This is a genomic window from Flavobacterium bernardetii (assembly GCF_011305415.1).
In the GTDB taxonomy this organism is placed as follows: Bacteria; Bacteroidota; Bacteroidia; order Flavobacteriales; family Flavobacteriaceae; genus Flavobacterium; species Flavobacterium bernardetii.
Genome location: NZ_JAANOQ010000003.1, coordinates 116854 through 143220, shown reverse-complemented (window position 1 = coordinate 143220; position 26367 = coordinate 116854). Strand labels below are relative to the sequence as shown.

Below are 26367 nucleotides of genomic sequence, written 5' to 3'. Positions count from 1 at the left end.
GTTTAATGGTTTAAAAGGTTAAAAGGTATTGTGGATAAACTTTACGCACAAACCCTTTTAAACACTTAACCTTATAAACTTCTAAACTAAATACACACAATCCCTTTTAAACTCATAACCTTATAAACTTCTAAACTCAAAACATGAAATTACCCGTAATAAAACACCTTAACCAATTTGTAGAAGAAAACGATGCAGATTATTTAGTGGAAACCATTGCCGTTTTAGAACATCTTTGCGAATTAGAATCTTTAAAAGAGGAAGAATTAGATGTTATAGCTGAATTAATTTCCAATATGTATGGCGCCATTGAAGTTAACAAAATGGTCAAAGAAGGTAAAGACAAAAAAACAGCCCTAAACGATTTTATGAAACGCGTTTTAGGTGCTATTGATAAATAACAGAAACTCTCAAGAAATTGAGAGTTTTTTTTTGTAGTAATTTTCAGAAAAATAATATATTTGATAAGTTGTCTTAATAATTAATACATAAAAGATAGTAACAATTTATAAATCCATTCCAATGAAAAAACTATTATTCTTATTTGTACTTCTTTCTCAATATGCCATTGCACAAAACCCAAAACCATTTGTAACTTGTAGTAAAAAGATCTCATACACTGTTGATGATTTGAACTTACGAAAAAAAGTTGGAATGGATTTAGCCTTTCCACTTTCGAATCCTACTTATTTTGGAGGTGAAGAAGCCTTAAAAAAATATTTTTTGACAAATCCACTTAATACTTCTAAAACTTTCAGAACTTTAATTGGCTTCGCTGTAAATTGTAAAGGAAAACTTGGCAACTTTCTAATTGCTAGCAATGGCGAAGGAGAAATGCTAACTTTATCTGAACAAGTTTTAGAAATCGTAAAAAAAATGCCCCTAAAATGGAAACCAGCAACCTCAGCAGATGGTAAACCAGTTGATTCGTATCAAGTTATTCAATTCACGATTGTAAATGGTAAATTTAGTGATGTGTATTATAAATAAAACACAATTTAAATTCCCTATCAAAACCTTTATTTTACTAAAAAAATTTGTGATATGTAAACTTATTGTTAATAATTTAACAAAAAAAGGTTAAATATTAAATGTGTTTATTTATATTGCTATACTAATTTACTATGTATGCATATGAAAAAAACTACTTTATTGACAATATTTTCCCTTTTTTCAATTACAATTGGTGTTGCACAAGACATATTATATAAACCAAGACCAGCTGAATTTGAATTTCAAGAAATTAGAAACGATACTATTTTTCCATTAAAATCTGTTAATCAGAATAACAAATTAGTTTTCGAAAGTAAAAACCCCTATCCTATCCTTTTTATTCACGGCTTAAATTCAAGTTCAACAACTTGGGATGCCTCTACTGCTTATTTTGATACGCAATACGGTTATACCTTTGGTGGAAGATTTGATTTTTGCTTAAACGCAGATGGAAATAACGGAACAGCAAATTTAAATATTTTTCCAACTCCCGGAGCCGATATCGCTGCTTTTGAAACTACAATGATCAATGGTGATTATTATACTTTAAATTTCAACGTGAATACCAATGGTTCGATTGGAACTGGTGCTTTAAGTAATCAATCTGCTATTTACAAACAAGGAATTGCGGTTAAAAAAGCTATCGAAAGAGTAATGCAATTAACCGGCAAAAACAAAGTAATTTTAGTTGGCCACAGTATGGGCGGCTTGGCTTCTCGTCAATATTTACAAAATACCAATTATTGGCAACCTGATAATGCACATCACGTAGCAAAACTATTAACTTTAGGAACTCCACATGGTGGAAGTAATGCCAGCGACACTGGTTTGGGTTGGTTTGCAGGAATCGATACCAAAAGTGAAGCGATTAGAGATTTAAAAATATCGTATTATTATAGTGGAGATGTAGGTCGCTTTTTATCTGGAGGAATTGAAGTTAACGATCCAAATAATATGAATGAACATCTTTTTGGAGCTGATTTCTATAATTACGATGTGAATTGTAGCGGAAATATTGGAGATAATATTATAGGATTAAACCAAAAACCAATTGATAACTATATTGATTTTTCAAGTGTAATTGGTAGAATTACAGGCGGAACTACAGATGGAGTTGTAGCTGAACCACAATCTATTATGGATACTTATTACACGAGTTTAACGTATCCAACAAAATTTTTCTATTTTAATTCAGGTTTTGATTTCATAGAAAACCATACTGAATTACCAGGATATTATTATGAAATCATGCAAGGTTTAGACGAACCAAACTTTAAAGAATTGGCTTATATCGTCAACACAAATAAAATTTACAATGGTTTTACAACTTTACAATCAAACCCTGTAAATGCAGATCAAGACTTTTATAAATTCACTATTTCTGGAGGAACGATGACTGCAAATGTAGATATTACTTCTATCACAACAAGTGCGATGAATGCTTCAATTTTAGATAATAGCGGTACTTTAATTGACACTGCGGTAAACAATTCTGGAAACACCCTTTCGTTTGTAAGAACTTTAACTCCTGGAGATTATTTCTTAAAAGTAGTTAGCACAACACCAACAAATACAAATTATCAAACACCATATAATTTTGTAATTAATACAACTTTAGGAACTTATCAAAATGAAATTAATAAAGTCTCATTCTATCCAAATCCAGTAAAAGACATTTTGTATATAGATAATATTGCTGCTTCAAAAGCTACAATTTATTCGTTATTAGGACAACAATTAGAGGTAAAAGACATTGATACTTCTTCTTCAACAATTGATATGTCGAAACATGCTAAAGGAATTTATATAATTACGTTAGAAAACGAAAATCAAACGCAAACTATTAAAGTTATTAAAGAATAATTGAATATGTTTATTACAAAAAATCCCGCTAAAAACGGGATTTTTTTATTTTAAAGATGTTTAATATTAGAAAAAACATAATACATTTCCGAAGCAATTTCTAAACTTCTTTCTGTGTATTTTTCGTTCATAACTTCTGTTCCATCAAAAGCTTTTGGATCCTCATATTTTATTGGAAATCGAGCTTCTGCACCAAAAACCATCGGGCAACCTTCATCTGCGTTGTTGCAAGTCATAATCGCACCAAAATTAGTTTTCGGATTAAATGCATCAAAATACGTTTTCGAAAAAGCTATAACAGATGTTTCATTATCTGAAAATTTTATAGCGTAAATTGGATTTTCATTTTTACTTAATTGCTGAATTTCAAATCCTTGATTGACTAAAGTTTCTCCAACTTTCGAAAACATAGCCGTAGCTTCCGTTCCACCAGAATAACAAAACACATTTTGAATTCCAAATTGAAACGCCATAGTTTGTGCCCAAATTTGACTCAAATGACTTCTTCTCGAATTGTGCGTACAAATAAAATTCAAACGAATTAACTCATTTCCATTCACTTTATTTTGAATGTAATTTACTAAAGGTTGTAAAACTTCTTTTCGTTCTTGAGAAACAGAAATTTTTGAAATTATTTCTATCGTTTGGGATAAGTTTTGAAACATATTATTTCTTTTTAAACGTGCAAAAGATAAAATTTTGAGTCGTATCAAAAGGCGTTTGATGATTTTCTGTAAAACAATTCATTTTAGAGAAATTGGTACCGAAAATACGTTCAAACTTTTCTTCTGAATATTGAGTAATTTCTAAACCACTGCATTTTAATGGACCATTTTCAGAGAAAGTTCCTAAAAACATAAATCCATTTTCCGAAATAGAATTAGAAACTAAATTTTTATACATTTCGATTTCTTTTTCAGTCGTTAAGAAATGGAAACTTGCTCTGTCGTGCCAAACATCAAAAGTAGTTTTGGGTTGAAAATCTAAAACATCAGAAACTATAAAAGTTACTTTTTCCGACTTTGCTCCTAACCTATTTTTAATACGTTCAATCGCATTGGCAGAAATATCTAAAAGAAATAAATTTGTGTAGCCTAAATCTAATAAACTATCAATCAAATAGCTATCACCGCCACCAATGTCAATAATTTTAGCGTCTTTTGAAATGTTGTTTTCAGTAAAAAAATTAATAGAAGTTTCCGGTTTTTGTTGGTACCAACTCACTTCTTTTTCTTGCTTATTAGCAAAAACATTTTCCCAATGTGCTTTTCTATTTTCCATTACACTAACAACCATAATAAATTAATAATTGTAAATCGAGCATCAAACCCAAAGTAAATATTTAAAGCTGTAATTCCAACTGTAATTACAATTGGTTTTTTATATTTTATGATAAATTCCTTCATGTTAAAATTCTTTATTTCTTTTATACTTATTCACATTTTTTTGTATCAGCGCAACAAGGCGCTTCCGCATTATCTAATTTCACAACATTCACTTCTGTAGGAGTCGTTACTTTTTGAGTTTCAGAATTATAATTTTGAACTTCAAAATAAGTAAAAAACACAATACTTGCCACTAATCCAACCCAAAAAGACCAAAATGGAAAGGTTTTATGAAGTGGTTTTTGAAGTGTATCACAACCACAATCTGTTTCACAAGAAGTCGCTGATGCGTATTTTGGCAAAACATATAATTTATAATACGAAATGGTAAATGCCACTGCACTAATGACTAATAATAATGGAAATAACGATTTCATCAAAGGCGAAGCCGTTAAACTCGCACTAGAAATTCCAAATATTGAGGCAATTGGACTCACACAAACTGCAGTACAAGCGCCACTTTTACAAACTGCAAAAAACAAAGGAATAGCAGCACTAACACTTCCTGTAATGGTGGTCCATATTGATTTTATTTTATTCATTTTAGAATTTAATTATTATTAACAACATCCAGAATCTGGTGCACAAGAAGTTACTTTTGGTTTCCATTCCCCAATTTTAACTTTTAATTTTTCTGGTGGAATTCCGCAATTGTCTTTGGCTAAACAATCCGTTAACTTCGATTTCAATTGGAAATTCGTACCATCAAAATCTAAACTAAATTTTCCAATAGTTTCTTTCATTTGGTATTCGACTTCAATTTCTAAATCTGGAATTTGTAGTTTATCTTCCGAAAGTTCTATAATATGAAGAAATTTTTCTGGATGCAACCGGTGATTATAGTCATTCGCTTCCCAAAGTTGAAAATTCACTACTTCTTCGTTACGAACCACACCACCACAATCGATGAAATGTTTGGTAATTTTACCCACTTCCGTCACATGAAAATGACTCGGAACTAATTCGCCATTAGGCAATTGAAAAGCTATATTCGTAAGCTTTTTAAGCTGATTTTTAATTTCTGATAATTTCATTTTTTTTTAGATTTTTGGATTATTAGATTTTTAGAATGTTAGAAATCTAACTTGTCTAAGTCGGTCTAATTTATCTAGTTAACAACATTTATTTTTTAATTTTTGAGAAATTCCACCAAAATAACGTTCAATTTTCGACATTGTTTCTGGATTGATGCAATAACAAATTGATTTCCCTTCAATGGTTCCTTGAATGATATTTGCGTTTTTTAATTCTTTTAGATGTTGAGAAATTGTTGGTTGCGCCAAAGGCAATTCGTTGACAATATCGCCACAAATACAAGAATCGACTTTCAACAAATACTGAATAATCGCCACACGCGCGGGATTAGCTAAGGCTTTCAATAAGTTAGCTATTTCGTTTTGTTCGTCTGTAAAAGATTCTGATTTTGTAATTCCCATTCTATATCATATTTATATATTGCAATATTACGATAATAAAAGGTAACAAAAAAATTATTTCATTTTTTGTTCAATATTTTTAAGAATTTCCAATTGTTTCGCCTGACTATCAAATAGAATTTTGATTTGTTCTTCCAATAATAAGTCGATTTTTTGGTTTAAAGCTCTGATTTCTAATTCCGATTTTAGATTAATTAAGTAGTCGTTTTCACTGCGCTTTCTGTCTTTTTCTTCTTGACGGTTTTGGCTCATCATAATAATTGGCGCTTGCAAAGCTGCAATACAGGACAAAATTAAATTCATTAAAATAAATGGATACGGATCAAAAATAAAGTTTTTTAAAGCAATCGTATTAAAGACAATCCAAATTAAAAGCACCACAAAAAAGGAAATAATAAACGCCCAACTTCCTCCGAAATTAGCTACTTTATCAGAAATAATTTGTCCTTTTGATAATTTATCCGTTGGCGGATGAAGTAAATTATTGATGATTAATTGTTCTTCGTCAATCGTTTTTCTAACAATTTCTTGTAGTTTTTTTAATTGTTCATCTTCAGAATCTAACAAGTTTTTTGTTTCCTTTTTCATTTTAAATGAATTTAACAATTAATACCATTTTCTTTTCTTAAAGTAAATAATCATTCCTAAAAGCAACAAAAACATAGCCGCTAAAATGATAAAATAACCATATTTCCAGTGCAATTCTGGCATATTATCGAAATTCATTCCATACACTCCAACGATAAAAGTCAATGGCATAAAGAACACCGAAACGACAGTTAAAGTTTTCATGACTTCATTCATTTTATGACTTTGCATCGAAAAATAAAAAGCGGAAGCACTATCTAAGGAATTTAAGTCGGCATCCACTTGATCTAAAAGTTCTAAACATTTTTGATGTAATCGAGAAAAAAACGTGTAATTTTCTGCTTGAATAACGTTAAAAACATCATCATCTTTCATGCTTTTTATAGAATACAACGAATCGCGAAGTGGCACAATTGAACGACGTAAAAAATTTAAATTATCTCTGTGTAATTCAATATCTTCTAAAATATTTGGATTAGGTGTTGTCTTAATTAAATCTATTAAACTATCAATTTTCTGCTCTTCACTTTCAATTGTAATATAAAAATTCTCCATTACCGCATCTAACAACAAATACAGTAGGTAATCGACTTTTCTATCTCTTACAATTCCAGCGTGTTGACGCATTCTTTCTCGAATATGTAAAAAGAAATCACTCTTTTTTTCTTGAAACGAAAACAACAATCCATCACGTAAAATAAAACTAATTTGTTCTACATCAATCCCATTAGATTCAGGTAATAACGACTTAATATTAAAAAACAAAGTATGATTGTATTCGTCAACTTTGGATCGTTTTAGAATATTTAAAATATCTCCTAAAATGAAATCGTCAATTTTAAATTTTGCACCAATTTCTTTAATTAAAGCAACATCTGATAAACCATGTAAATTAATCCAATTGTTTTTATCCGACTCCATATGTTTATCCAATTGAGACAGTTTTATGTCTTCATATTCAGATAATTCATCAGAATCGTACACAAACAATTGCATTTCTGGCTTTGTATCATCGTGTTCGCCAGTGTATTCAATTATTGATGGTACAACTTTTCGACCTTTTTTGTATAATAGTTTTCGCACTTTATTTTAAATAAGTATTTTTACCATTCACAAATATAACTAAAAGTTATGCAAACCCTTATTATAAACATCAAACAATTACTACAAGTTAGAGAAACTTCCATAAAAAAAGTTTCAGGTGTAGAAATGGCGAATTTACCAATACTAGAAAACGCTTTTTTAGTTTTAGAAAACGATTTAATTTCCGATTTCGGATTGATGGAAAATTGTCCAAAATTAGAAAATGCAACTATTATTGATGCGACTGGAAAAATTGTGATGCCAAGCTTTTGCGACAGTCACACGCACATTGTGTACGCCGGAAATAGAAGTGGTGAATTTGTAGATAGAATTAACGGTTTGTCTTATGAAGAAATTGCGAATCGTGGTGGTGGGATTTTAAATTCGGCTAAGAAATTAAACGAAACTTCCGAAGAAGAAATTTATAACCAATCGAAAAAACGTTTAGAAGAAGTGATTTCACAAGGAACTGGCGCCGTTGAAATTAAATCGGGTTACGGATTAACAGTGGAAGGCGAATTGAAAATGCTTCGCGTCATCAAAAAATTAAAAGAAAATTATCCCATTGCTATAAAGTCAACTTTCCTTGGTGCTCATGCTTTTCCAACAGAATACAAAGAAAATCATCAAGCGTATATCGATTTGATTATCAATGAAATGTTACCAAAAATAGCAGTTGAAAATTTAGCCGATTATATTGATGCGTTTTTAGAAACCGGTTATTTCAGTGTTTCAGAAACCATTCAAATAATGGAAGCTGGAAAAAAATATGGTTTAACACCGAAAATTCACGTGAATCAGTTTACAGCCATTGACGGAATTAAAGCTTGTGTAGAAAATGGCGCATTAAGTGTCGACCATCTTGAAATTATTACTGAAGAAGATATTGAAGTTTTAAAAGGTTCCGCTTGTATGCCAGTGGCTTTGCCAAGTTGTTCGTATTTTATTTCGATTCCCTACACACCAGCACGACAAATGTTAAACGCAGGTTTACCTTTAGCTTTAGCTTCCGATTTCAACCCAGGAACTACTCCATCAGGAAATATGCATTTTGTAGTCGCAACAGCATGTATCAAAATGAAAATGACACCAGAAGAAGCGATAAACGCTGCGACAATTAATGGAGCTTACGCGATGGAATTAAGTGATTCTCACGGAAGTATTACAAAAGGGAAAAAAGCCAATTTGATTATCACAAAACCCTTACATAGTTTTTACGAAATTCCGTATTGTTTCGCTACGAATTTAATTGATAGTGTTTGGTTGGATGGGGAGATTTTTGGTTAATAGGTACGCAGATTTAAAGGATTTAGAAGATGAAAACTAAATTTATCATTTACATAATATTATTATTCTCAACAATTGTTAGTTTGTTTTACTTATCTGGGATTTCTTTTTTTATGTATTTTGGTAATAGAAGGAATATTGAAATTGATACAGCAATTGACAACCAATTAAAAATCAATTATTCAATACCTTTTATTCTAATATTGATAATATTTTTATTGATTAACAGAATTAAAAAACTAATCAAAATTTAAAATAGTATCTGATAAGTCTACTAAGATTTAACTCTATATAATTCTGACAATAAAAAAACCTCCAAGAAGAAATTACTTTTTGGAGGTTTTATGTTTTTAAAAGACTTTTAAAGTTTTAACATGTTCACTTTAATCATTATATCTTCTTTTTTCTTTTTATACACTTCAATCATAAATGAGTTATCACTTGTTTTAAAAACTCTATCTACTGCAAATTGATACATCGTAAAGTCTTCAATATCTCTTCCATTAAAAACAGAATCTTTTTTCAAAGTCCCATCAGAATCTGAAATTTTCACAGAAGTTAAATAACCACCTTTCCCATCTGAATGCAAAGCTGGAGGTAAATTTTCTGCTAAATTGATATTTTTTACGTTATCTAAAAATAATAGATAGTGAGAATTATTAGCAACAAAATATTTATATGACATTCCTCCTCTTCCTCTAGAACCAGATTGTTCTTTAGGAATTTTTTTCATCCATTGTAAACTACCATCAACACCAATTTTAGTTGCTAAAATGTCACAATAATGGTATGTATAATACGTTCTACCAGCAGAACCATTCATTCCAGGTGAATAATGTGATTTAACAAATATTTTTTCTCCAATTAACACGATACTTCCATCTTGATTAACTAGTAAATTATTTAATTCTAAATCATTAAATTTTGCTCCTTCACCTTTTTTCTCGGCTTTTAAGTTCTTTTTAATAAATTTCTCACTTTCGTATTGATTAATAATTTCTAAAGGAATTTCATGACTATATGAATCATAAATCTTACCAGTTCTATCCACTTTAAACGTTAATAAGCCATCAACATCATCAAAATAATCACCTTTTCCATTATTATAAAAACCTCCACAAACAATGAAATTTTGATCTGAATCAAACAACCATAATTTTGTTATGATTTTTTCTTTGTTATCAAATTTTGAAATTTTAATTTCATTTGTTCCATTGGCAACAAAAAATAATTCTATATGATAATTGGCTAATTCATCTTTTCTTTTCTTTTTTTCATTTTTTGAATCATCATGAAAAACTTTAGTTAACATATATAAATTACCATCATTATCTAAATGATAATCGATATTATTCATCGTTTTGACTGAATAAGGCATCGTAATTTCTTTTTCCGAAATTTGCTTTAAATTAGAATCATATGTTACTAATCCAACAACAGAAAAGCTTTCTTTATCATTTTTAACTAATTCTTTTTTTGAATATTGAACAAGCACTCTTTTACTATCATGTGATACTAAAAAATCAAATTTATCTTGAGTACCAGCAATCATTTCACTAAAAGTACCTCCCCAAAAACTAAATTCTTTTTTTCCAGTAATTTTCCCTGCAATTTTTAAAATATTTCTATTGTCTTTAAAAGCACAGGTTTCAAAATCTGCTTCAACAGCAAATAATTGCTCATTGTCATTATCGCCATCCCAAGAAGAATAAAATACATAGACTTTCGAATCTAATTGTAATACTCTTTCGATTTTATAATTTTTAGGAAAATAATTTTCAAATAATTTTTCTTTAACAAAAGACGGTTTGTCATTATTGAATTTTTGCAACAATACTTTTTTACCATCAAATTTTAATGCAATAGAATGATTTCCTTTTGTAAAATAATATTTTTGATCCGCATCAAAAACTTTATAAGGAGTACTTACATTGTAACTATAGTCATTAGAAAGTTGACTTTGAGAAAAACTTAAAGAAACAATCAATAAGCATAAATAGAAAAATATTTTTTTCATTTTTTTTGTTTTAACATTTGCTGGCAAAAGTACATTTATTAACAATTAATTTCTTTAAAATGCTTATTATTTTAGCGTTAAATGTTTTATATTTATAAAGTCTTAATTATAAGTGTTTTATACGATTTTAAAACTCCGCTTCCACCACAATCTCCATTATTTCTTTGGTAATTGGATGCTCAAACTGAATATATTCAGCGTGCAAATGCAACCTATCAGCTTTTGTACCGTATAAATCGTCACCAACAATTGGCGCGTGTAGTCCTAAATTATGAGAAGCATGAACACGTAATTGGTGCGTTCTTCCTGTTATTGGATAAAAATGAACCTTCGTTTTTCCGTTTTTGACTTCAATGGTTTTCCATTTGGTTTGTGCAGGTTTTCCGTGTTCGTAACAAACTAATTGCCTTGGTCTATCGTCTAAATCTACTCGTAAAGGCAAATCGATATAACCGTGAGATTTTTCTAATAAACCATCTAATAAAGCGACGTAACGTTTCTTAATGGTTCGATTAATAAACTGACTTTGTAATTGTACCGCTGTAGCTTCATTTTTCGCGATAAGCATAATTCCGGAAGTCGACATATCTAATCGATGCACAATTAGCGGACCAGTCGCCTCAGGATATTTGTCCTTAATTCGAGCGTAAACCGAATCGGAAATGGTTTTTCCTGGAACGGATAAAAATTCTGTAGGTTTATTTATGGCTAGCATCACTTCATCTTCGTACACAATTTCAATATCTTTCCCTTCTGCATGATTCATAATAAACGGATTTTCTTCCATTTCTAAATCTTGTAACATATGCCCCATCAAAATCGGTTCACATTTACTTTTACAAGACGGATAAAATTGTTTGTGTTGTCGTACTTCTGAGTTTGGCGATTGTCCCCACCAAAATTCTGCCATGCAAATCGGCTTTAAATTATGTTGAAAAGCATAATGTAATAACTTCGGCGCAGCACATTCTCCTGCTCCAGCGGGCGGATTATTATTGAAAATTTCGCCTAAACTTTTCTTTTCTTTATACTGATTAAAAAACGAATATTCCGCAAATAATTTTTGTTGTAAAGCTGCCGATTTCGCCTTTCTTTCTTCTTTTAATTGCATTAATTCATTGGAAAACACTAACCCTTTTTCTTCTAAAGTTTGCAAAGTTAATTTCCAATATTTGGTCATTTTCTTTAACAAAATGCTTTCTTTCTTACTTTCTTCAGCTAGTTGTTCGTTAAATTCCAATAATTCTTCTTCGTTTAAAGTGGCTTCTATTTGAATTCTTCTTTCGTCACGAAGTATTTTTTGTTCTTTAATTCTGATTTTCTGATTTTGTAATTCAGTTTCCGCTTGAATCTTAGTTTTCTTGAAATTTTCTAATTCATTTAAATAATCTTCAGAAATTTCTAAATTTTCAATTTTACGATTGTAAGCATTTAACAGCGCTTCTTCTTTACGGAAAAAACTATTGTCGACTAACATATCAAAAACCGTTGGCACGAAATAATCATGGTGATTTTCATTCGCTAATTTCCCTGAAAACGCCCATAAATACCCTAATTCACCCTTTTCATTTTGACAAACCAAAACACCAAACATTTTCCCAATCACTAATCCGTTTTGATTGGCATCTAATCCAAAATTATGATCAAAATTAGTTTGCAATTCTAAGTAATTTTGCAAAGCCGTAGCCGCAATTTCACTCAATGGATGTGGCTGATAATAAAACGGAAACGTAAATTTTTCAGGTAACGAAATTCCTGAAATATCGGCTGAAATAGGTTGAAAAAATTGGTTTTGCATAGGGCAAAGATAAAGCAATTGACATATTATTTAATCTGTAAAAATTGGAAAAATTAGATAACCATAAAAAAAACACTCAAACATTTTTTTTTACTGCTTGCTTATTTTATTTTTGCACTTATATAAAAAAACCAAAACGAGAAATGGGAAGAGCGTTTGAATTCAGAAAAGGAAGAAAAATGAAGCGTTGGTCGGCAATGGCTAAAGCGTTTACCAGAATTGGTAAAGATATTGTAATGGCGGTTAAAGAAGGTGGTCCAAATCCGGAAGCTAACTCGCGTTTAAGAGCCGTTATTCAAAACTCTAAGGCAGTAAATATGCCAAAAGAAAACGTAGAACGTGCCATTAAAAAAGCTACAGATAAAGACACAGCGAACTATAAAGAAATTTTATTTGAAGGTTACGCACCACACGGAATTGCGATTTTAATTGAAACTGCTTCAGATAACAACAACAGAACCGTTGCGAATATTAGAAGTTATTTCAACAAATGTAATGGAACAATGGGAACGCAAGGTTCGGTTGAATTTATGTTTGATCATACATGTAACTTCAGAATCCCTGCTGCCGGACAAGATATTGACGAATTAGAATTAGAAATGATTGATTTCGGTGTAGAAGAAATTTTCGCTGATGATGAAGATGGAATTTTAATGTACGCGCCTTTTGAAAGTTTCGGAGCGATTCAGAAAGAATTAGAATCTAGAGGTTTAGAGATTTTATCTTCTGGATTTGATAGAATTCCACAAGTAACGAAAGAATTAACACCAGAACAAGTAGCTGATGTGGAAAAATTATTAGAAAAAATTGAAGAAGACGATGACGTAATGAACGTTTTCCATACCATGGTGGAGAATTAGTTTTCAGTTTACAGTCGCAGTTTACAGTATACAATTGAATGCAGAATTTAATATTTTAAATTCTGCATTTTACTTACTCCTAACTCCCATCTCCTAACTCCCATCTCCTAACTCCCAACTCAATATGAACATCAAACTTATAGCCATTGGCAAAACCGACAATAAAAATCTGCAAGCTTTAATAGACGAATATACGAAGCGATTGGGTTTTTATATTAAGTTCGATTTGGATGTTATTCCAGACATCAAAAACGTAAAAAACTTATCGGAAAGTGAGCAAAAAACGAAAGAAGGACAGCTTATTTTATCCAAATTAACGCCAACAGACCAATTGATTTTATTGGACGAAAATGGAAAAGAATTCAATAGTGTTGGTTTCTCCGATTTTTTACAAAAGAAAATGAATTCCGGAATTAAAACGTTGGTCTTTGTAATTGGTGGACCTTATGGTTTTTCGGAAGAAGTCTATCAAAAAGCACAAGGAAAAGTGGCCTTATCTCAAATGACATTTTCACATCAAATGGTACGATTATTTGTGATTGAGCAGATTTATAGAGGCTTTACGATTTTGAATAACGAACCGTATCATCATAATTAATGTTCAATTAGTCAATTTGACAATGTGCCAATTAATCACTATTACTCCAAGTTAACACACCTTTTAAAGGAAAATTAAAACAATCTAAAAGATCATGTTTTTCATCATAATAAACATCTACATAAATCCATGATTCGTGTGATTGTTTTAACATATCTAAATCAATTTTAATAAAATCTGATAATTTATATTTATCTAGAATTTTATTTATAATTTCAATATCGACTTCTCTTAAGAAATCACATCCATATTTTGAAAAATATTCAAATAATTCAATTTCTGGACTTATTAATTCATTTGATAAACTACAAGAATTTACAATTGGCAAATAAACACCTTCAATTGATGGTTGATAACAAGTAGTTCCTCCAGTTTGATTTGAAATTTCTACACCAGATGGATAAGAAATTATTAATCCCAAACCAACTGCATCATATAATTTTATTTTAGGTTTTAACATAATCTTGGTAAATTGACTAATTGTTAATTGCCTAATCGGCACATTAGTTTCACACATTCAACAGCTTCTTTTACATCGTGAACGCGTAAAATATTTGCTCCTTTTTGTAAACAAAAAGCGTGTAAAAAGGTAGTTCCGTTTAATGCTTCTTCTGGTGAAGTTTCTAAGGTTTTATAAATCATTGATTTTCTTGAAATTCCAGCTAAAATAGGTAATTCTTGGAATTGAAGCAACTCTAAATTCTGTAATAATTCGTAATTATGTTCGATTGTTTTGGCGAATCCAAATCCGGGATCGATGATAATGTCGTTCAAACCAAAACTTCTCGCTTTCGAAATTCGTTCCGAAAAATAAAAATTCATTTCTTTTAATAAATCGTCATAATTTGCTAAGCTTTGCATTGTTTTTGGTGTGCCTTTCATATGCATCATAATATACGGAACTTGTAATTTCGCAACGGTTTCAAACATATTCTCATCTAACAAACCAGCCGAAATATCATTGATGATTGCCGCGCCATTTTCTACTGCTTGCTTCGCTACTTCACTTCTAAATGTATCAATCGAAAGTAAAATATCTGGAAATTTCTCGACTAATAACTTCACAATTGGTATTACTCGATTTAATTCTTCAGATTCAGAAACAAAATCTGCTCCAGGTTTACTTGAATAACCACCTAAATCAATAAACGTAGCACCATCGTTTAGCATTTTCTCAACTTGACCTAAAATTTCATCAGAATTGGTCAGTTTTCCACCTTCAAAAAATGAATCTGGCGTAACATTGACAATTCCCATGACTTTAGGTGTTGATAAATCGATGAGCGTTCCTTTACAGTTTATTGTTGACATACATTTTTTTAGTTATATTTGAACTTTGATACAAATATAATATAATAATGAGCAATACCTCACAAGAATACGACAAAGTAATTGCAATTTGCAGAGATTTATTTACTAAAAAAGCGCACGATTATGGAACCGCTTGGCGCGTTTTACGTTTGCCTTCGTTAACGGATCAAATATTTATTAAAGCGCAACGTATCAGAAGTTTACAAGAAAACGAGGTTCGAAAAGTAGATGAAGATGAAACTTCAGAATTTATCGGAATTATCAATTATTGTGTGATGGCTTTAATTCAAATGGATAAAGGCATTGCGACGCAACCCGATTTAACTGCGGAAGAAGCGATCAAATTATATAATCATAAAATTGATATTACGAAAGAATTAATGGAAGATAAAAATCACGATTATGGAGAAGCTTGGCGCGATATGCGTGTGAGTTCCCTAACGGATTTAATCATTCAGAAGTTATTACGTGTGAAACAAATTGAAGATAACAAAGGAAAAACCTTAGTTTCTGAAGGTATTGATGCGAATTATCAAGACATGATTAACTATTCGGTTTTTGCGTTGATTTTGATGGAAAAACTTTAATAACATCTCATTAACACAATCTATCAAAAAGCCTGTTTATATTTGTTAATGCTAAAATTTTAAACACATATACACATAGAAAATTTAAAAAAAAAGTCGCTTTGCTATTATAGGTAATGTTAACTTTTTTTTACTATAAACAACAATAAACTATGTTTCTCTGTATTTTAAACAAAAAAATAAATGAACAAAAAAAATATATCTTGGACGCTAAGAATAGTTATTGCCTTACTTTTTATCGTTTCGGCAATTGCGAAAATATCTAAAGGTTGGATTTCTGATTTTCCTTTTATCGATTTTTCGCCCTATTTTGCTATTTCTACTTTTGAAGTTAAACAACTTTTAACTTTAGGATTTTCAGAAGCAGTTGCACCCTATTTTTCAAGAATTTTAATTGGAATTGAATTTGCACTTGGGTTTTTATTACTGAATAATAATTTCTTAAAACGAATTACGATTCCAGCAACGATTGGTTTGTTAGTAGTTTTCATCATTCATTTAAGCTATGTGACTTTTTTAAGCGGTGGAAATTCAGGAAATTGTGGTTGTTTTGGCGAATTAATCCCAATGACACCAATTGAAGCAATAATCAAAAACATAATTGCAGTTGGTTTATTAGTTTGGCTTTGGAAAATTCAAGAAAACGATAAAAAATCGAATTTTTGGATTTTAACAACCGTGACTTTAGCTTGTATTTTAGGCTTATTCATGTTAGCACCGATGAAAGCTGCTACTACTTCAAGTTCAATAGATTCAAATGAAGTAGTTTTAACAGATACAATTTCTCAAGTTGAAGACACTGTTCAAGTTGCAGAAATTAAACCTGTCGATTCATCGAAAGTTAAAGTCGAAAAAAATATTGAAGAAGTCAAAAAAGAAGTGGGACCAAAACCAGTCTTTTCTGGTTATTCGGAGTTTTATGCTGATATCGATAACGGTAAAAAAATATTATGTTTCTTCGTTCCAGGTTGCGAACATTGTAGAGATGCCGCTAGAGATTTAAATGCCTTACAAAAGAAACATAAAGATTTTCCACAAGTACAAATTGTATTTATGGATGAAGAAGCGGAAAAAATTCCAGATTTCTTTAAATATGCTGGCAAACAATTCCCATACAAAGTGATTGATGTGATTCCATTTTGGACGAAATTAGGTTCTGGAAAAGATACACCAGGAATCGTATATTTACACAATGGAAACGTAATTAAATTTTACGACGGAATTGCAGAAAATGCATTTAATAGTAAAGCAATTGAGAAAGTTATTTATAAAAAATAGAATATTAATTTAGACAATATTACCATGAAAAAAATCTTAGCAACCTTAGCATTAGGACTTAGCTTAACCTCTTGTCAAGCCCAAGAAACTGAATTTTCAAAAGAAAGTTTAGGTCACAAATTAACAACAACTGATAATAAAGACATCACTTTCGAAGAGATCTTAAAACAAAACGAAGGAAAAGTAGTTGTTATAGAAGTATGGGCATCATGGTGTTCCGACTGTGTAAAAAGTATGCCACAAGTAAAAGAATTAAAAGCTAAAAATCCAAATGTAGCATTTGTAAACCTATCTTGTGATAAAACTTTCGATGCATGGAAAACAGGTATTGAAAAACATAATGTTACTGGTGAAAACTATTTAATTAAGGATGGTATGAAAGGTGAATTCGGACAATCTATCAAATTAGATTGGATTCCACGTTTTATTGTTTTGGATAAAAAAGGAAACATTGCGTTATTCAGAGCTATTGAAAAAGACTTTGATAAAATTAAAGAAACTATAGAAAAATCTAAATAAAATATCATAACCAAAAGAAACATTTTTTATTCTTTGAACACAGATTGGAGAAATTTTAATAATTTAAATAATTTCTCCAATCTGTGTCGAAAAAAAATGTTGTAACTAAATAAAAAATGAGAAAAAACATCGTCGCTGGTAACTGGAAAATGAACAAAACCTTACCACAAGCCATAGAGTTAATTAACGAAATCAAAAACAACAAACCAAACAACAATGCTGAAGTCATTTTAGCTACTCCATTTCCATTTTTAGCAAAAGCGGTGGAATTAGTGGCTGGAACGGATATTAAAATCGCCGCTCAAAACATGCATCAAGCAGAAAGTGGCGCGTTTACAGGTGAAGTTTCTGCGTCAATGTTAACAAGTATTGCTGTGAATACTGTGATTTTAGGTCATAGCGAAAGAAGAGCTTATTTTCATGAAAATGATGCGTTATTAGCAAATAAAGTGGATACTGCTTTAACTCACGATATGACGGTTATTTTTTGCTTTGGTGAAGAATTAAAAGACAGACAAAACGACAACCATTTTAATATTGTTGAATACCAATTACGGGATGGTTTGTTTCATATTTCAAATGAAAAATGGAATAATATCGTATTAGCTTACGAACCAGTTTGGGCTATTGGAACTGGCGAAACCGCTTCTCCAGAACAAGCACAAGAAATGCATTTATTTGTTAGAAACTTAGTTGATAAAGTTTTCGGAAGAGAAATTGCTGAAAACGTTTCTATTTTATACGGTGGAAGTGTTAAACCTGACAACGCCAAAGAAATTTTCTCAAAACCGGATGTTGATGGTGGATTAATTGGTGGTGCAGCATTAAACGCCAACGATTTCTTCGGAATTATTAACGGAATATAAAAAGATGGAAGCTAGAAGCTGGAAGATTTTTTTAACACTTCTAGCTTCAAACTTCTAACTCCAAACTTCCAGCTTCTATGGAATACATCCTAATCCCAATTGTAGCACTACTCGCTTCTGCCCTAACCTTTTTCTCAGGTTTCGGATTGGGAACTTTATTATTACCTGCTTTTGCGCTGTTTTTCCCTGTCGATGTAGCGATAGCATTAACGGCAATTGTGCATTTTTTAAATAATGCGTTTAAACTGTTATTAGTAAAAAAACAAATCAATTGGAAAATTGCCTTACGATTTGGACTTCCAGCTTTACTGTTTTCTTTTCTTGGCGCATTTTTGTTAGATAAGATTACAAATGCTAATATTCTTACTGAATACAGTTTAAACGACAAAGTATTTCAAGTAACTTTAATGAAAATTATTGTTGCGTTTTTACTGATTTTCTTTGCTTTATTTGAGTTAATTCCGAAACTAAAAAACTTACAATTTCCTGAGAAATATTTACCGATTGGCGGAATTTTAAGTGGTTTTTTTGGAGGACTTTCCGGACATCAAGGTGCGTTGCGAAGTGCGTTTTTAACTAAAGTCGGTTTATCTAAAGAAGCGTTTATTGCTACAGGCGTAATAATCGCTTGTATGATTGATGTGAGCAGAATGTCGGTTTATTTTACCAATATTTCAAAAGTGAAAGATTCTTTAAACTTTAACTTGATTTTTGTGGCAACTCTTGCCGCTTTTATTGGCGTGTATTTCGGAAATAAATTGGTCAAAAAAATAACCATAAACACCATTCAGAAAATCGTAGCTTTTATGATTATTTTGTTTGCGATCGCTTTAGGATTGGGGATTGTTTAGATTTAGGAACGCGGATCTTACAGATTAAGCAGATTTTGTCTGTAAAGTTTGTCAATCCGAAAAAGTTTCAAAATTTTGTTTCTAAATTGTTTGAATCTATTCAAAAATCGAAGCTAATATTTCTCCGAAATTCTCAAATATTCCACTAAAAATATCTCCTAATTCAAAAAAAGAAGAATCAATATCTATGTCAGGAATATCTAACCAATTTAAAGATTCACTGTTAGCTATTCCTTGAAACATTTCTGTTTTCATTTCTACATAATTACAATTCTCCCCAATTTTAGAATGGTAAAAATCAAAATCTGAATGAGATGAAAAAGTACTCATTCCCCAACACGAGAAATCCAAACCATCATACCATTTGCTCTTATTATGGGCTTTCTTTACTTCTTCTGGCTTATAAAATGCTTTCTTACCATAATCATCCACCAGAATTTTACCAATATACGTAATGTACTCTTTTTTATTAATTGGTGAAGGTTCACATGTATAACTCATAAAAAACTTTAGCTTAAAACTACTTCGCTGTTTTCTCTTTTCTTTTCACATAACTATGCAAAAAATCACCTTTTGGTTTTCCTAAATCGAAAGAACTAAATTTCGTTAAAAATCTAGTTTCTTTTCTTGCGTCATCTCTGCCCCAATTTTCATATTCTATGCGATAGATTGCTGAATACATTTCGGCACGACCAACACCGTGAAAACAATGAATTAAAACTGGATAATTCGCTTTGTTGTCCATGATTTTAAAAAAATACTCTAAATTTTCAGGTTTTGGCACTTGATCAGAACCTAAATTAAAATAATTTAATCCTTCAATTTTTGATGCTGCTTCTTTTTCGGCAATTAGTTCGGTCGGAATTTCTGGATTATTTACTAAATCGGCAGTACCTGGAAAACGTAAATCGATGATACTTTTAATTTTGTGTTCCTTCACAAATTCAGCCAATTTTTCTGGAGGAATAACACCACTTTTATAGACTTTCCCTTCAGAAATTACTTTAAAATTATGATTCATCTTATAATCATAAAAAAAACTTTTTGCCCAGAAAATAGCTCCAATTACTAAAACTGCAACGACTATTTTTATTATTCTTTTCTTCATTATTTCGCAGTTAATTTTTTATCAATAATTCTATTAAAATAATCCTGAATGAAAGCTTTACAAGCAATTTCCATATCATTCATTTCTTTATTTCGTTTGCCAATTAAATTATGCAATTGTTTTTTGTCGTTTTTGTCATAAAACCCAACCGCGACTTTTCCATCAAAAGCACAAATATAATTTCCTCTAACAAAGTTATATAAACCCGAGTTATGATTGATAACAAAAGGTTGAATTTGTTGCTTTTTGTCTAATAAACTTCTTCCCCAACTTCTAAAAGGTTTGTCATAGCCAATCAAATCCATAACTGTTGGAAAAATATCTATATGTTGCGCTAAATCGTTATTCTCACCTTTCAATTTGAATTTTGGAGAATAAAACAAAATCGGAACTGCTAATCTGTTCGTAACTTTATCAGTATATTCTTCTGAATAATTCACCAAATTACAATGGTCGGCCGTGATAATAAAAATGGTATTTTCAAACCAAGGTTGTTTTTTGGCTGTTTCGAAAAACTTCTTAAAAGCATAATCAGTATAACCAACAGGTTGATGCATTGGATTGGTTCCTTTTGGAATTTTGTTTTTAAATTTTTGAGGAACTACATAAGGTTCGTGCGAAGTAACTGTAAAAATCGTACTGAAAAATGGAGCTTTCTTTTTGCTAATGGTTTGATTCATAAATTGCATAAAAGGTTCATCCCAAATTCCCCAAGAACCATCAAAATCTTTATCATTTCCGTATTCTGTCATTCCATAATAATGGTCAAATCCTAAAATATTTCCAAATCCTAAAAACCCCATGGAACCATTAGGCGCACCGTGAAAAAACGAAGTATCATAACCTTTACTTTTTAAACAAGAAACCAAAGATTCTATTTTTTGTTTCGCATATGGCGAAGAAGTAAAAGCTTCTTTAAACGACGGAATTCCAGATAAAATAGAAGACATTCCGTGAATAGATTTATAGCCATTTGCATAAGCATTAGTAAAAATCAAACTTTCTGCTGCTAACGAATCTAAAAACGGTGTATAGCTTACATAATCTTTAATATTTGTATTTTTATTAAAAGCTCCAATGTATTCACGACCCATACTTTCCGTAATAATTAGAACAATATTTGGAGTTGAAGGACTATTCGATTTGTAAAATTTTATAGGTTGAAAATTGGAAGCAACTACATCTTGTGGAATATTGAATTCTGGTTTTTTAAATGATTGTACACCTAAAGTTCTTAAAAAAGTGAAAGGAGAATTCAGTACTAAATCGGCTTGTTGTGCTTTTTTTACGTGTTGATTGGCATCTACTAAATTAATTGGTCGTGTACTTTTTTTGAAATCACCACGAATTCCACCAATACATAATGTGGCAATAATTAGAAATCCAAAAACGGAGACTAAAACATATTTTACTTTAGAATGTTCTACTAAATTCTCTTTAATCTTCACTCTTTTATATAAGAAAATCCATAAAGCAGAAACGGCAATGAATAATAAAAATACATGCCAATATGTGATTAAAAATCGAAATAACATACCGCCTTTAGCTTCTTCATTTTTAACTAAATCCCAAGCAGCAAGTGTTAAACGAGAAAAATTATATTTATAATAAATGAAATCTACAAAATTGAATGAGAAAAAAAGTAAATTCGAAAAGAAATACAAATAGAATAAAATCTTTTGATATTTAGGTTTCGTATTGATAAAAAAAGGCAAAATAGAAAGCAAAATAAACAGTCCATTTACATATAAAATAGCTGTGGTATCAAATGCTAAACCATGATAAGAAATCTGTAAAAACTCTGAAATGGAATCTACCTCAACAATTTCGCTATTGAAGACATAAAACAAAACTCTGGCAATAAAATAAAAGAAATAAACTAATAAAATTCTGTAAAACAGCACTTTATACTCATCTAATCTGAAAATAGATTTCATATTTTAAAAATTAATTATTGCAAAATTAACAATAATAGAAGTTTAACCGTTAAAATATTTATAAATATCTATTTTTTTTATAAATTGCAGTTTAAAACCAATTCAAATGCAAAACGTTACTAGACTTTTCGATTTCCCATATTATCAATTAGAACACCATAATTTACCAGATGCTTTGGTTACTAAATATGGTAATGATTGGGTAAAAACTTCTACACAAGAATACCTAAATAAAGCCAATTCTTTATCAAGAGCTTTGTTACATTTGGGAATACAAAAAAATGATAAAATTGCTATTATCTCTTCTAATAACAGAACAGAATGGCATATTTCAGATATTGGAATTTTGCAAACGGGTGCACAAAACGTGCCTATTTATCCTACTATTTCTTCAGAAGATTATGAATATATATTAAATCATTCTGAAGCAAAATATTGTTTCGTTTCTGACCAAGAAGTATATGATAAATTAAAATCGGTTCATTCTAGAATTCCATTATTAGTGGAAATATATTCATTCAACGAAATTTCTGGTTGTAAAAAATGGAGCGACTTATTAGAATCTGGTTCAGATACTTCCAACCAAAATGCAGTTGAAGAACGTAAAAATAATGTTTTACCAACAGATTTAGCTACTATAATTTATACTTCTGGAACAACAGGAAGACCAAAAGGTGTAATGCTTTCTCACGATAATATTGTTTCTGATGTTTTAAATTCAGATAAAAGAATGCCGTTAAGAAAAGGAAGTACACGTGCTTTAAGTTTCTTACCGATTTGTCATATCTTCGAAAGAATGTTAACCTATTTATATCAATATGGTGGAATTTCAATCTATTTTGCGGAAAGTATTGAGAAAATTTCCGACAATTTAAAAGAAGTTCATCCGCACGTCATGTCAGTTGTACCAAGACTTTTAGAAAAAGTATACGATAAAATTTATGCTAAAGGTGCTGATTTAACTGGAATCAAAAAGAAATTATTCTTTTGGGCTTTAGATTTAGGAATGGAGTTCAAACCTTATAATGCAAACGGTGCTTGGTATAATTTTCAATTAGGAATTGCAAGAAAATTAATTTTCTCTAAATGGCAAGAAGGTTTAGGTGGCGAATTAGAACTTTTAGTTTCTGGAAGTGCTGCTTTACAAACTCGTTTAACAAAAGTATTTACTGCAGCTGGAATACCAGTTATGGAAGGCTACGGATTAACAGAAACTTCACCAGTAATTTCTGTAAATGATATGAGAAATGGTGGTTTCAGAATTGGAACCGTAGGAAGAGTTATCGACAATGTAGAAGTCAAAATTGCTGAAGATGGCGAAATCCTTTGTAAAGGTCCAAACGTAATGATGGGTTACTATAAAGATGAAGCACAAACGGCTGAAGTAATCAAAAATGGTTATTTCCATACAGGTGACATTGGAGAAATTGACGCTGATGGTTTCTTAAAAATTACGGATCGTAAAAAAGAAATGTTTAAAACTTCGGGAGGAAAATATGTAGCACCACAAGTTTTAGAAAACACTTTCAAACAATCTCGTTTCGTTGAACAAATAATGGTGATAGGTGATGGCGAAAAAATGCCTGCAGCCTTTATTCAACCTGCTTTTGATTTCGTAAAAGAATGGGCAAACAGACATAAAGTGGATTTAGGAAGTACTAACGAAGACATTTGCAATAATCCGAAAGTGATTGCTAGAATTCAAGAAGATATTGATGAAGCTAACAAAAAATTCGGAAATTGGGAACAAGTGAAGCGTTTTGAATTAACACCAGATGTTTGGTCTATTAATGACGGACATTTAACGCCAACTATGAAATTGAAACGTAAAATTATCAAAGAAAAATACCAAACCCTTTACGATAAAATTTATTCAGCATAAAATGAAAAAAATATTCTTCATTTCGTTAATCTTCGCTTTTTTTTCTTGTAAAAAGAGCGAAGATTTTTCGTTACAAAACTATCATACTTTTGAATCAAAAGAAGACCAATATTCTGGAGGTATCAAAATGATTCCAATTAAAACGCCAAAAGGAACGTTTAAGGTTTGGACCAAAAGATTTGGAAATAATCCTAAGATAAAAGTCTTGCTTTTGCATGGCGGACCAGGTTTGACGCACGAATTATACGAATCATTTGAAGGTTATTTACCTAAAGAAGGTATCGAATTCATTTACTACGACCAATTAGGTTCCTATTATTCCGATCAACCGAAAGACAAATCACTTTGGACGAACGAACGCTTTGTGGAAGAAGTAGAACAAGTTAGAATTACGTTAGGTTTAAATAAAGACAATTTTTACATTTTAGGACAATCTTGGGGTGGGATTTTAGCGATGGATTATGCTTTGAAATATCAGAAAAATCTAAAAGGTTTGATTATTTCCAATATGGTTTCGAGTATTCCATTGTATAATAAATATGCGCAAGAAGTGTTAGGGCCGCAAATGAAAAAAGAAGTATACGATGAAATCATGAAATTGGAAAAAAATAATGATTTTGCGAATCCAAGATATTCTGAATTGCTTTTCGAACATTATTATACAGAACACATTTTAAGAAAACCACAAAAGGATTGGCCAGAATCGATTACCAGATGTTTTAAACACATCAATTCTGAGGTTTATATTTCGATGCAAGGTTACAGTGAATTCGGAATCACAGGCGATGCTTATATTAAAAATTGGGATGTTTCGAAACGATTGAAAGAATTGACTGTTCCAACTTTAACTATTGGTTCAAAATATGACACGATGGATCCAGAACACATGAAATGGATGGCAACTCAAGTGCAAAATGGACGCTTTTTATTTTGTAAAAACGGAAGTCATTTATCACAATATGATGATCAAGAAACGTATTTTACAGGTTTAATTCAGTTTTTGAAAGATGTGGATGAGAAGAAGTTTAAATAATAGGTACACAGATTTTACGGATTGATCAGATTTTAAATTCTAAATAAAAAAAGCATCTCAAAAAAATGAGATGCTTTTTTTTATTGAAAAATATGTGACAAATTCAATTAATGTTCCTCGTCTTTTCCTAAAACTTTAGTATCTACAGGAATAGCTGGTTGAAACATTAAGGTTTCATTATAATACAAATTGAATCCTTTTTTGGTACGAAATTCGAAGTTTTTAAATTTGAAGTTATCATCTTCGTTTTCTCTTGTAAAAATGATAGATTCTTTAGAATCTGGTAAGAAAACTTCAGCGATTAAACTGTCTTCATCTACAAAAAAGTAAGCGTTTTTACCTTTACCCAATGTGTCTTTTTCAATAGAGGTTAAACGATACCCTTCATCAAAAACACGTACACATTTTTTAGTCATATTTGACCATTTGTAACCCGCTTTTAAATCGCAACCGTTTTCATTTTTATCGTCGTTCACTTGGTTTCCTACAATAGAGTCTAATACCTCTTCATCTGAGGTTGGATTTTTAAGAATAAAATCACAAGAAAACAAGGAAGCCAGTATTAAAAAATATAGAATTTTCTTCATAGATTAATTGTTAGTATCTGCGTAAATTAACGTTTCAACCGTTTCAAAATCAGTTGGTTTATCTGTATTATGAAAGTATTTTATTAATACTTCACCCCAAATTTTGCCATCAGAAAAATTAGCAATAATCCATCTATGATTTAAAATTTTAACATCATTAATTAAAAACGGACTATCACTAATTTGGTCATAAGAAACATATTTATTTCCTCTTTTATCAGCATTAAATGCTATTAAATCTTCTTTAACTTTCGTTTTTAAAGCTTTTAAATTATGTTCAAAATAATATTCCTGAGCAAATTCATTATTATCTAAAGAAAATTTATCGTTATCTAATAATTTCGCAATTGAATCTTTTGCTTTTTTTAATTCTTTCTTACTGATAGTAGAAACTTCTTCACTTCTTTTTAAAATGTTTGAGGAGTTAACCATCTGGAAAATGTTAATTAATACTGAAAACACTAATCCGTAAAGCAATAAATTCTTCTTCATTTTTGTTG

At 30.5% G+C, this 26367-nt stretch carries 30 protein-coding genes; 13 read left to right on the top strand and 17 right to left on the bottom strand.

Annotated features, from left to right (window positions below):
• Positions 1–143 precede the first annotated feature (143 nt).
• From G6N05_RS07650 to G6N05_RS07640, 3 genes are all read left to right on the top strand, one after another.
• Entirely contained in the window at positions 144–401 is a 258-nt protein-coding gene (locus G6N05_RS07650) for a DUF6952 family protein (RefSeq protein WP_166126277.1), read from the top strand.
• A 121-nt stretch (positions 402–522) separates the two neighbouring features.
• A complete protein-coding gene (locus tag G6N05_RS07645; RefSeq protein WP_166126275.1) occupies positions 523–990 on the top strand; it encodes a hypothetical protein in 468 nt (155 codons plus the stop codon).
• A gap of 144 nt (positions 991–1134) precedes the next feature.
• Positions 1135–2856 (top strand): alpha/beta fold hydrolase, encoded by a 1722-nt coding sequence (locus G6N05_RS07640; protein WP_166126273.1) that lies wholly within the window; start codon positions 1135–1137, stop codon positions 2854–2856.
• Between the two features lie 50 nt (positions 2857–2906).
• Here the strand turns inward: G6N05_RS07640 and G6N05_RS07635 are convergent, their stop codons facing one another.
• The 8 genes from G6N05_RS07635 to corA all read right to left on the bottom strand — a co-directional run bounded on the left by G6N05_RS07635 (position 2907) and on the right by corA (position 7348).
• Positions 2907–3521 carry an arsenate-mycothiol transferase ArsC gene (locus G6N05_RS07635; protein ID WP_166126271.1) on the bottom strand — a complete coding sequence of 205 codons (615 nt, stop codon included), beginning with the start codon at positions 3519–3521 and terminating at the stop codon, positions 2907–2909.
• A gap of 1 nt (position 3522) precedes the next feature.
• Complete coding sequence (locus G6N05_RS07630; protein WP_225875142.1) at positions 3523–4152, bottom strand: class I SAM-dependent methyltransferase; 630 nt, start codon at positions 4150–4152, stop codon at positions 3523–3525.
• A complete protein-coding gene (locus G6N05_RS15715; RefSeq protein WP_262887788.1) occupies positions 4137–4262 on the bottom strand; it encodes a hypothetical protein in 126 nt (41 codons plus the stop codon). The genes G6N05_RS07630 and G6N05_RS15715 overlap by 16 nt, the downstream gene beginning before the upstream one ends.
• A 26-nt stretch (positions 4263–4288) precedes the next feature.
• The gene (locus G6N05_RS07625; RefSeq protein ID WP_166126270.1) at positions 4289–4783 is read right to left on the bottom strand and encodes a hypothetical protein; all 495 of its coding nucleotides are present in this window, start codon (positions 4781–4783) and stop codon (positions 4289–4291) included.
• A gap of 18 nt (positions 4784–4801) precedes the next feature.
• Positions 4802–5275 carry a DUF6428 family protein gene (locus G6N05_RS07620; protein WP_166126268.1) on the bottom strand — a complete coding sequence of 158 codons (474 nt, stop codon included), beginning with the start codon at positions 5273–5275 and terminating at the stop codon, positions 4802–4804.
• A gap of 78 nt (positions 5276–5353) precedes the next feature.
• Positions 5354–5677, bottom strand: a complete 324-nt coding sequence (locus G6N05_RS07615; RefSeq protein WP_166126266.1) for an ArsR/SmtB family transcription factor — start codon at positions 5675–5677, stop codon at positions 5354–5356.
• A gap of 54 nt (positions 5678–5731) precedes the next feature.
• A complete protein-coding gene (locus G6N05_RS07610; protein ID WP_166126264.1) occupies positions 5732–6265 on the bottom strand; it encodes a DUF1003 domain-containing protein in 534 nt (177 codons plus the stop codon).
• Between the two features lie 18 nt (positions 6266–6283).
• Complete coding sequence (gene corA, locus G6N05_RS07605) at positions 6284–7348, bottom strand: magnesium/cobalt transporter CorA (protein WP_166126262.1); 1065 nt, start codon at positions 7346–7348, stop codon at positions 6284–6286.
• Positions 7349–7396: 48 nt separating this feature from the next.
• Between corA and hutI the strand changes: the two genes are divergently transcribed.
• Positions 7397–8635, top strand: a complete 1239-nt coding sequence (hutI, locus tag G6N05_RS07600) for an imidazolonepropionase (protein ID WP_166126259.1) — start codon at positions 7397–7399, stop codon at positions 8633–8635.
• A gap of 361 nt (positions 8636–8996) precedes the next feature.
• On the opposite strand, the gene G6N05_RS07595 is transcribed toward hutI, so the two are convergent.
• Both G6N05_RS07595 and G6N05_RS07590 read right to left on the bottom strand, forming a co-directional pair.
• Positions 8997–10652, bottom strand: a complete 1656-nt coding sequence (locus G6N05_RS07595) for a hypothetical protein (RefSeq protein ID WP_166126257.1) — start codon at positions 10650–10652, stop codon at positions 8997–8999.
• A 127-nt stretch (positions 10653–10779) separates the two neighbouring features.
• Positions 10780–12450 (bottom strand): RluA family pseudouridine synthase, encoded by a 1671-nt coding sequence (locus G6N05_RS07590; RefSeq protein WP_166126255.1) that lies wholly within the window; start codon positions 12448–12450, stop codon positions 10780–10782.
• A 143-nt stretch (positions 12451–12593) separates the two neighbouring features.
• Between G6N05_RS07590 and G6N05_RS07585 the strand changes: the two genes are divergently transcribed.
• Positions 12594–13310 (top strand): YebC/PmpR family DNA-binding transcriptional regulator, encoded by a 717-nt coding sequence (locus G6N05_RS07585; protein WP_091311983.1) that lies wholly within the window; start codon positions 12594–12596, stop codon positions 13308–13310.
• 124 nt (positions 13311–13434) lie between these two features.
• Positions 13435–13908 carry a 23S rRNA (pseudouridine(1915)-N(3))-methyltransferase RlmH gene (rlmH, locus tag G6N05_RS07580; protein ID WP_166126253.1) on the top strand — a complete coding sequence of 158 codons (474 nt, stop codon included), beginning with the start codon at positions 13435–13437 and terminating at the stop codon, positions 13906–13908.
• Positions 13909–13939: 31 nt separating this feature from the next.
• Here the strand turns inward: rlmH and G6N05_RS07575 are convergent, their stop codons facing one another.
• Positions 13940–14368 carry a DUF6210 family protein gene (locus G6N05_RS07575; protein WP_166126251.1) on the bottom strand — a complete coding sequence of 143 codons (429 nt, stop codon included), beginning with the start codon at positions 14366–14368 and terminating at the stop codon, positions 13940–13942.
• Positions 14369–14391: 23 nt separating this feature from the next.
• Positions 14392–15219: a dihydropteroate synthase gene (folP, locus tag G6N05_RS07570; protein ID WP_166126249.1), complete on the bottom strand. Its 828-nt coding sequence runs from the start codon at positions 15217–15219 to the stop codon at positions 14392–14394.
• A 47-nt stretch (positions 15220–15266) separates the two neighbouring features.
• Here folP and G6N05_RS07565 point away from each other — a divergent pair, with 47 nt between their 5' ends.
• From G6N05_RS07565 to G6N05_RS07545, 5 genes are all read left to right on the top strand, one after another.
• A complete protein-coding gene (locus G6N05_RS07565; protein ID WP_166126247.1) occupies positions 15267–15806 on the top strand; it encodes a DUF1599 domain-containing protein in 540 nt (179 codons plus the stop codon).
• Between the two features lie 183 nt (positions 15807–15989).
• Positions 15990–17084, top strand: a complete 1095-nt coding sequence (locus G6N05_RS07560; protein ID WP_166126245.1) for a MauE/DoxX family redox-associated membrane protein — start codon at positions 15990–15992, stop codon at positions 17082–17084.
• Positions 17085–17108: 24 nt separating this feature from the next.
• Positions 17109–17603 (top strand): TlpA family protein disulfide reductase, encoded by a 495-nt coding sequence (locus G6N05_RS07555; RefSeq protein ID WP_166126243.1) that lies wholly within the window; start codon positions 17109–17111, stop codon positions 17601–17603.
• Between the two features lie 116 nt (positions 17604–17719).
• Complete coding sequence (tpiA, locus tag G6N05_RS07550; RefSeq protein WP_166126241.1) at positions 17720–18469, top strand: triose-phosphate isomerase; 750 nt, start codon at positions 17720–17722, stop codon at positions 18467–18469.
• A 77-nt stretch (positions 18470–18546) separates the two neighbouring features.
• Positions 18547–19320, top strand: coding sequence for a sulfite exporter TauE/SafE family protein (locus tag G6N05_RS07545; protein WP_166126239.1), 774 nt, complete (start codon positions 18547–18549; stop codon positions 19318–19320).
• A 96-nt stretch (positions 19321–19416) separates the two neighbouring features.
• Here the strand turns inward: G6N05_RS07545 and G6N05_RS07540 are convergent, their stop codons facing one another.
• Genes G6N05_RS07540 through G6N05_RS07530 form a run of 3 tightly spaced genes read right to left on the bottom strand, consistent with a single transcriptional unit; the run spans position 19417 to position 22365 of the window.
• Positions 19417–19821 carry a hypothetical protein gene (locus tag G6N05_RS07540; protein WP_166126237.1) on the bottom strand — a complete coding sequence of 135 codons (405 nt, stop codon included), beginning with the start codon at positions 19819–19821 and terminating at the stop codon, positions 19417–19419.
• A gap of 19 nt (positions 19822–19840) precedes the next feature.
• On the bottom strand, positions 19841–20428 hold the full coding sequence (locus G6N05_RS07535) for a dual specificity protein phosphatase family protein (protein ID WP_166126235.1): 588 nt from the start codon (positions 20426–20428) through the stop codon (positions 19841–19843).
• On the bottom strand, positions 20428–22365 hold the full coding sequence (locus tag G6N05_RS07530; RefSeq protein ID WP_166126233.1) for an LTA synthase family protein: 1938 nt from the start codon (positions 22363–22365) through the stop codon (positions 20428–20430). The genes G6N05_RS07535 and G6N05_RS07530 overlap by 1 nt, the downstream gene beginning before the upstream one ends.
• Before the next feature lie 106 nt (positions 22366–22471).
• Here G6N05_RS07530 and G6N05_RS07525 point away from each other — a divergent pair, with 106 nt between their 5' ends.
• Both G6N05_RS07525 and G6N05_RS07520 read left to right on the top strand, forming a co-directional pair.
• Positions 22472–24247: an AMP-dependent synthetase/ligase gene (locus G6N05_RS07525; protein ID WP_166126231.1), complete on the top strand. Its 1776-nt coding sequence runs from the start codon at positions 22472–22474 to the stop codon at positions 24245–24247.
• A 1-nt stretch (position 24248) separates the two neighbouring features.
• The gene (locus tag G6N05_RS07520) at positions 24249–25280 is read left to right on the top strand and encodes a proline iminopeptidase-family hydrolase (RefSeq protein WP_166126229.1); all 1032 of its coding nucleotides are present in this window, start codon (positions 24249–24251) and stop codon (positions 25278–25280) included.
• 107 nt (positions 25281–25387) lie between these two features.
• Here the strand turns inward: G6N05_RS07520 and G6N05_RS07515 are convergent, their stop codons facing one another.
• Both G6N05_RS07515 and G6N05_RS07510 read right to left on the bottom strand, forming a co-directional pair.
• Positions 25388–25867, bottom strand: coding sequence for a hypothetical protein (locus tag G6N05_RS07515; protein ID WP_166126227.1), 480 nt, complete (start codon positions 25865–25867; stop codon positions 25388–25390).
• Between the two features lie 3 nt (positions 25868–25870).
• A complete protein-coding gene (locus G6N05_RS07510; RefSeq protein WP_225875141.1) occupies positions 25871–26359 on the bottom strand; it encodes a hypothetical protein in 489 nt (162 codons plus the stop codon).
• Between the last annotated feature and the right edge of the window lie 8 nt (positions 26360–26367).

Coding starts and splice junctions, on each gene's coding strand:
- G6N05_RS07650 (WP_166126277.1), top strand. CDS start 144: ATGAAATTACCCGTAATAAAACACCTTAACCAATTTGTAGAAGAAAAC.
- G6N05_RS07645 (WP_166126275.1), top strand. CDS start 523: ATGAAAAAACTATTATTCTTATTTGTACTTCTTTCTCAATATGCCATT.
- G6N05_RS07640 (WP_166126273.1), top strand. CDS start 1,135: ATGAAAAAAACTACTTTATTGACAATATTTTCCCTTTTTTCAATTACA.
- G6N05_RS07635 (WP_166126271.1), bottom strand. CDS start 3,521: ATGTTTCAAAACTTATCCCAAACGATAGAAATAATTTCAAAAATTTCT.
- G6N05_RS07630 (WP_225875142.1), bottom strand. CDS start 4,152: ATGGTTGTTAGTGTAATGGAAAATAGAAAAGCACATTGGGAAAATGTT.
- G6N05_RS15715 (WP_262887788.1), bottom strand. CDS start 4,262: ATGAAGGAATTTATCATAAAATATAAAAAACCAATTGTAATTACAGTT.
- G6N05_RS07625 (WP_166126270.1), bottom strand. CDS start 4,783: ATGAATAAAATAAAATCAATATGGACCACCATTACAGGAAGTGTTAGT.
- G6N05_RS07620 (WP_166126268.1), bottom strand. CDS start 5,275: ATGAAATTATCAGAAATTAAAAATCAGCTTAAAAAGCTTACGAATATA.
- G6N05_RS07615 (WP_166126266.1), bottom strand. CDS start 5,677: ATGGGAATTACAAAATCAGAATCTTTTACAGACGAACAAAACGAAATA.
- G6N05_RS07610 (WP_166126264.1), bottom strand. CDS start 6,265: ATGAAAAAGGAAACAAAAAACTTGTTAGATTCTGAAGATGAACAATTA.
- hutI (WP_166126259.1), top strand. CDS start 7,397: ATGCAAACCCTTATTATAAACATCAAACAATTACTACAAGTTAGAGAA.
- G6N05_RS07595 (WP_166126257.1), bottom strand. CDS start 10,652: ATGAAAAAAATATTTTTCTATTTATGCTTATTGATTGTTTCTTTAAGT.
- G6N05_RS07590 (WP_166126255.1), bottom strand. CDS start 12,450: ATGCAAAACCAATTTTTTCAACCTATTTCAGCCGATATTTCAGGAATT.
- G6N05_RS07585 (WP_091311983.1), top strand. CDS start 12,594: ATGGGAAGAGCGTTTGAATTCAGAAAAGGAAGAAAAATGAAGCGTTGG.
- rlmH (WP_166126253.1), top strand. CDS start 13,435: ATGAACATCAAACTTATAGCCATTGGCAAAACCGACAATAAAAATCTG.
- G6N05_RS07575 (WP_166126251.1), bottom strand. CDS start 14,368: ATGTTAAAACCTAAAATAAAATTATATGATGCAGTTGGTTTGGGATTA.
- folP (WP_166126249.1), bottom strand. CDS start 15,219: ATGTCAACAATAAACTGTAAAGGAACGCTCATCGATTTATCAACACCT.
- G6N05_RS07565 (WP_166126247.1), top strand. CDS start 15,267: ATGAGCAATACCTCACAAGAATACGACAAAGTAATTGCAATTTGCAGA.
- G6N05_RS07560 (WP_166126245.1), top strand. CDS start 15,990: ATGAACAAAAAAAATATATCTTGGACGCTAAGAATAGTTATTGCCTTA.
- G6N05_RS07555 (WP_166126243.1), top strand. CDS start 17,109: ATGAAAAAAATCTTAGCAACCTTAGCATTAGGACTTAGCTTAACCTCT.
- tpiA (WP_166126241.1), top strand. CDS start 17,720: ATGAGAAAAAACATCGTCGCTGGTAACTGGAAAATGAACAAAACCTTA.
- G6N05_RS07545 (WP_166126239.1), top strand. CDS start 18,547: ATGGAATACATCCTAATCCCAATTGTAGCACTACTCGCTTCTGCCCTA.
- G6N05_RS07540 (WP_166126237.1), bottom strand. CDS start 19,821: ATGAGTTATACATGTGAACCTTCACCAATTAATAAAAAAGAGTACATT.
- G6N05_RS07535 (WP_166126235.1), bottom strand. CDS start 20,428: ATGAAGAAAAGAATAATAAAAATAGTCGTTGCAGTTTTAGTAATTGGA.
- G6N05_RS07530 (WP_166126233.1), bottom strand. CDS start 22,365: ATGAAATCTATTTTCAGATTAGATGAGTATAAAGTGCTGTTTTACAGA.
- G6N05_RS07525 (WP_166126231.1), top strand. CDS start 22,472: ATGCAAAACGTTACTAGACTTTTCGATTTCCCATATTATCAATTAGAA.
- G6N05_RS07520 (WP_166126229.1), top strand. CDS start 24,249: ATGAAAAAAATATTCTTCATTTCGTTAATCTTCGCTTTTTTTTCTTGT.
- G6N05_RS07515 (WP_166126227.1), bottom strand. CDS start 25,867: ATGAAGAAAATTCTATATTTTTTAATACTGGCTTCCTTGTTTTCTTGT.
- G6N05_RS07510 (WP_225875141.1), bottom strand. CDS start 26,359: ATGAAGAAGAATTTATTGCTTTACGGATTAGTGTTTTCAGTATTAATT.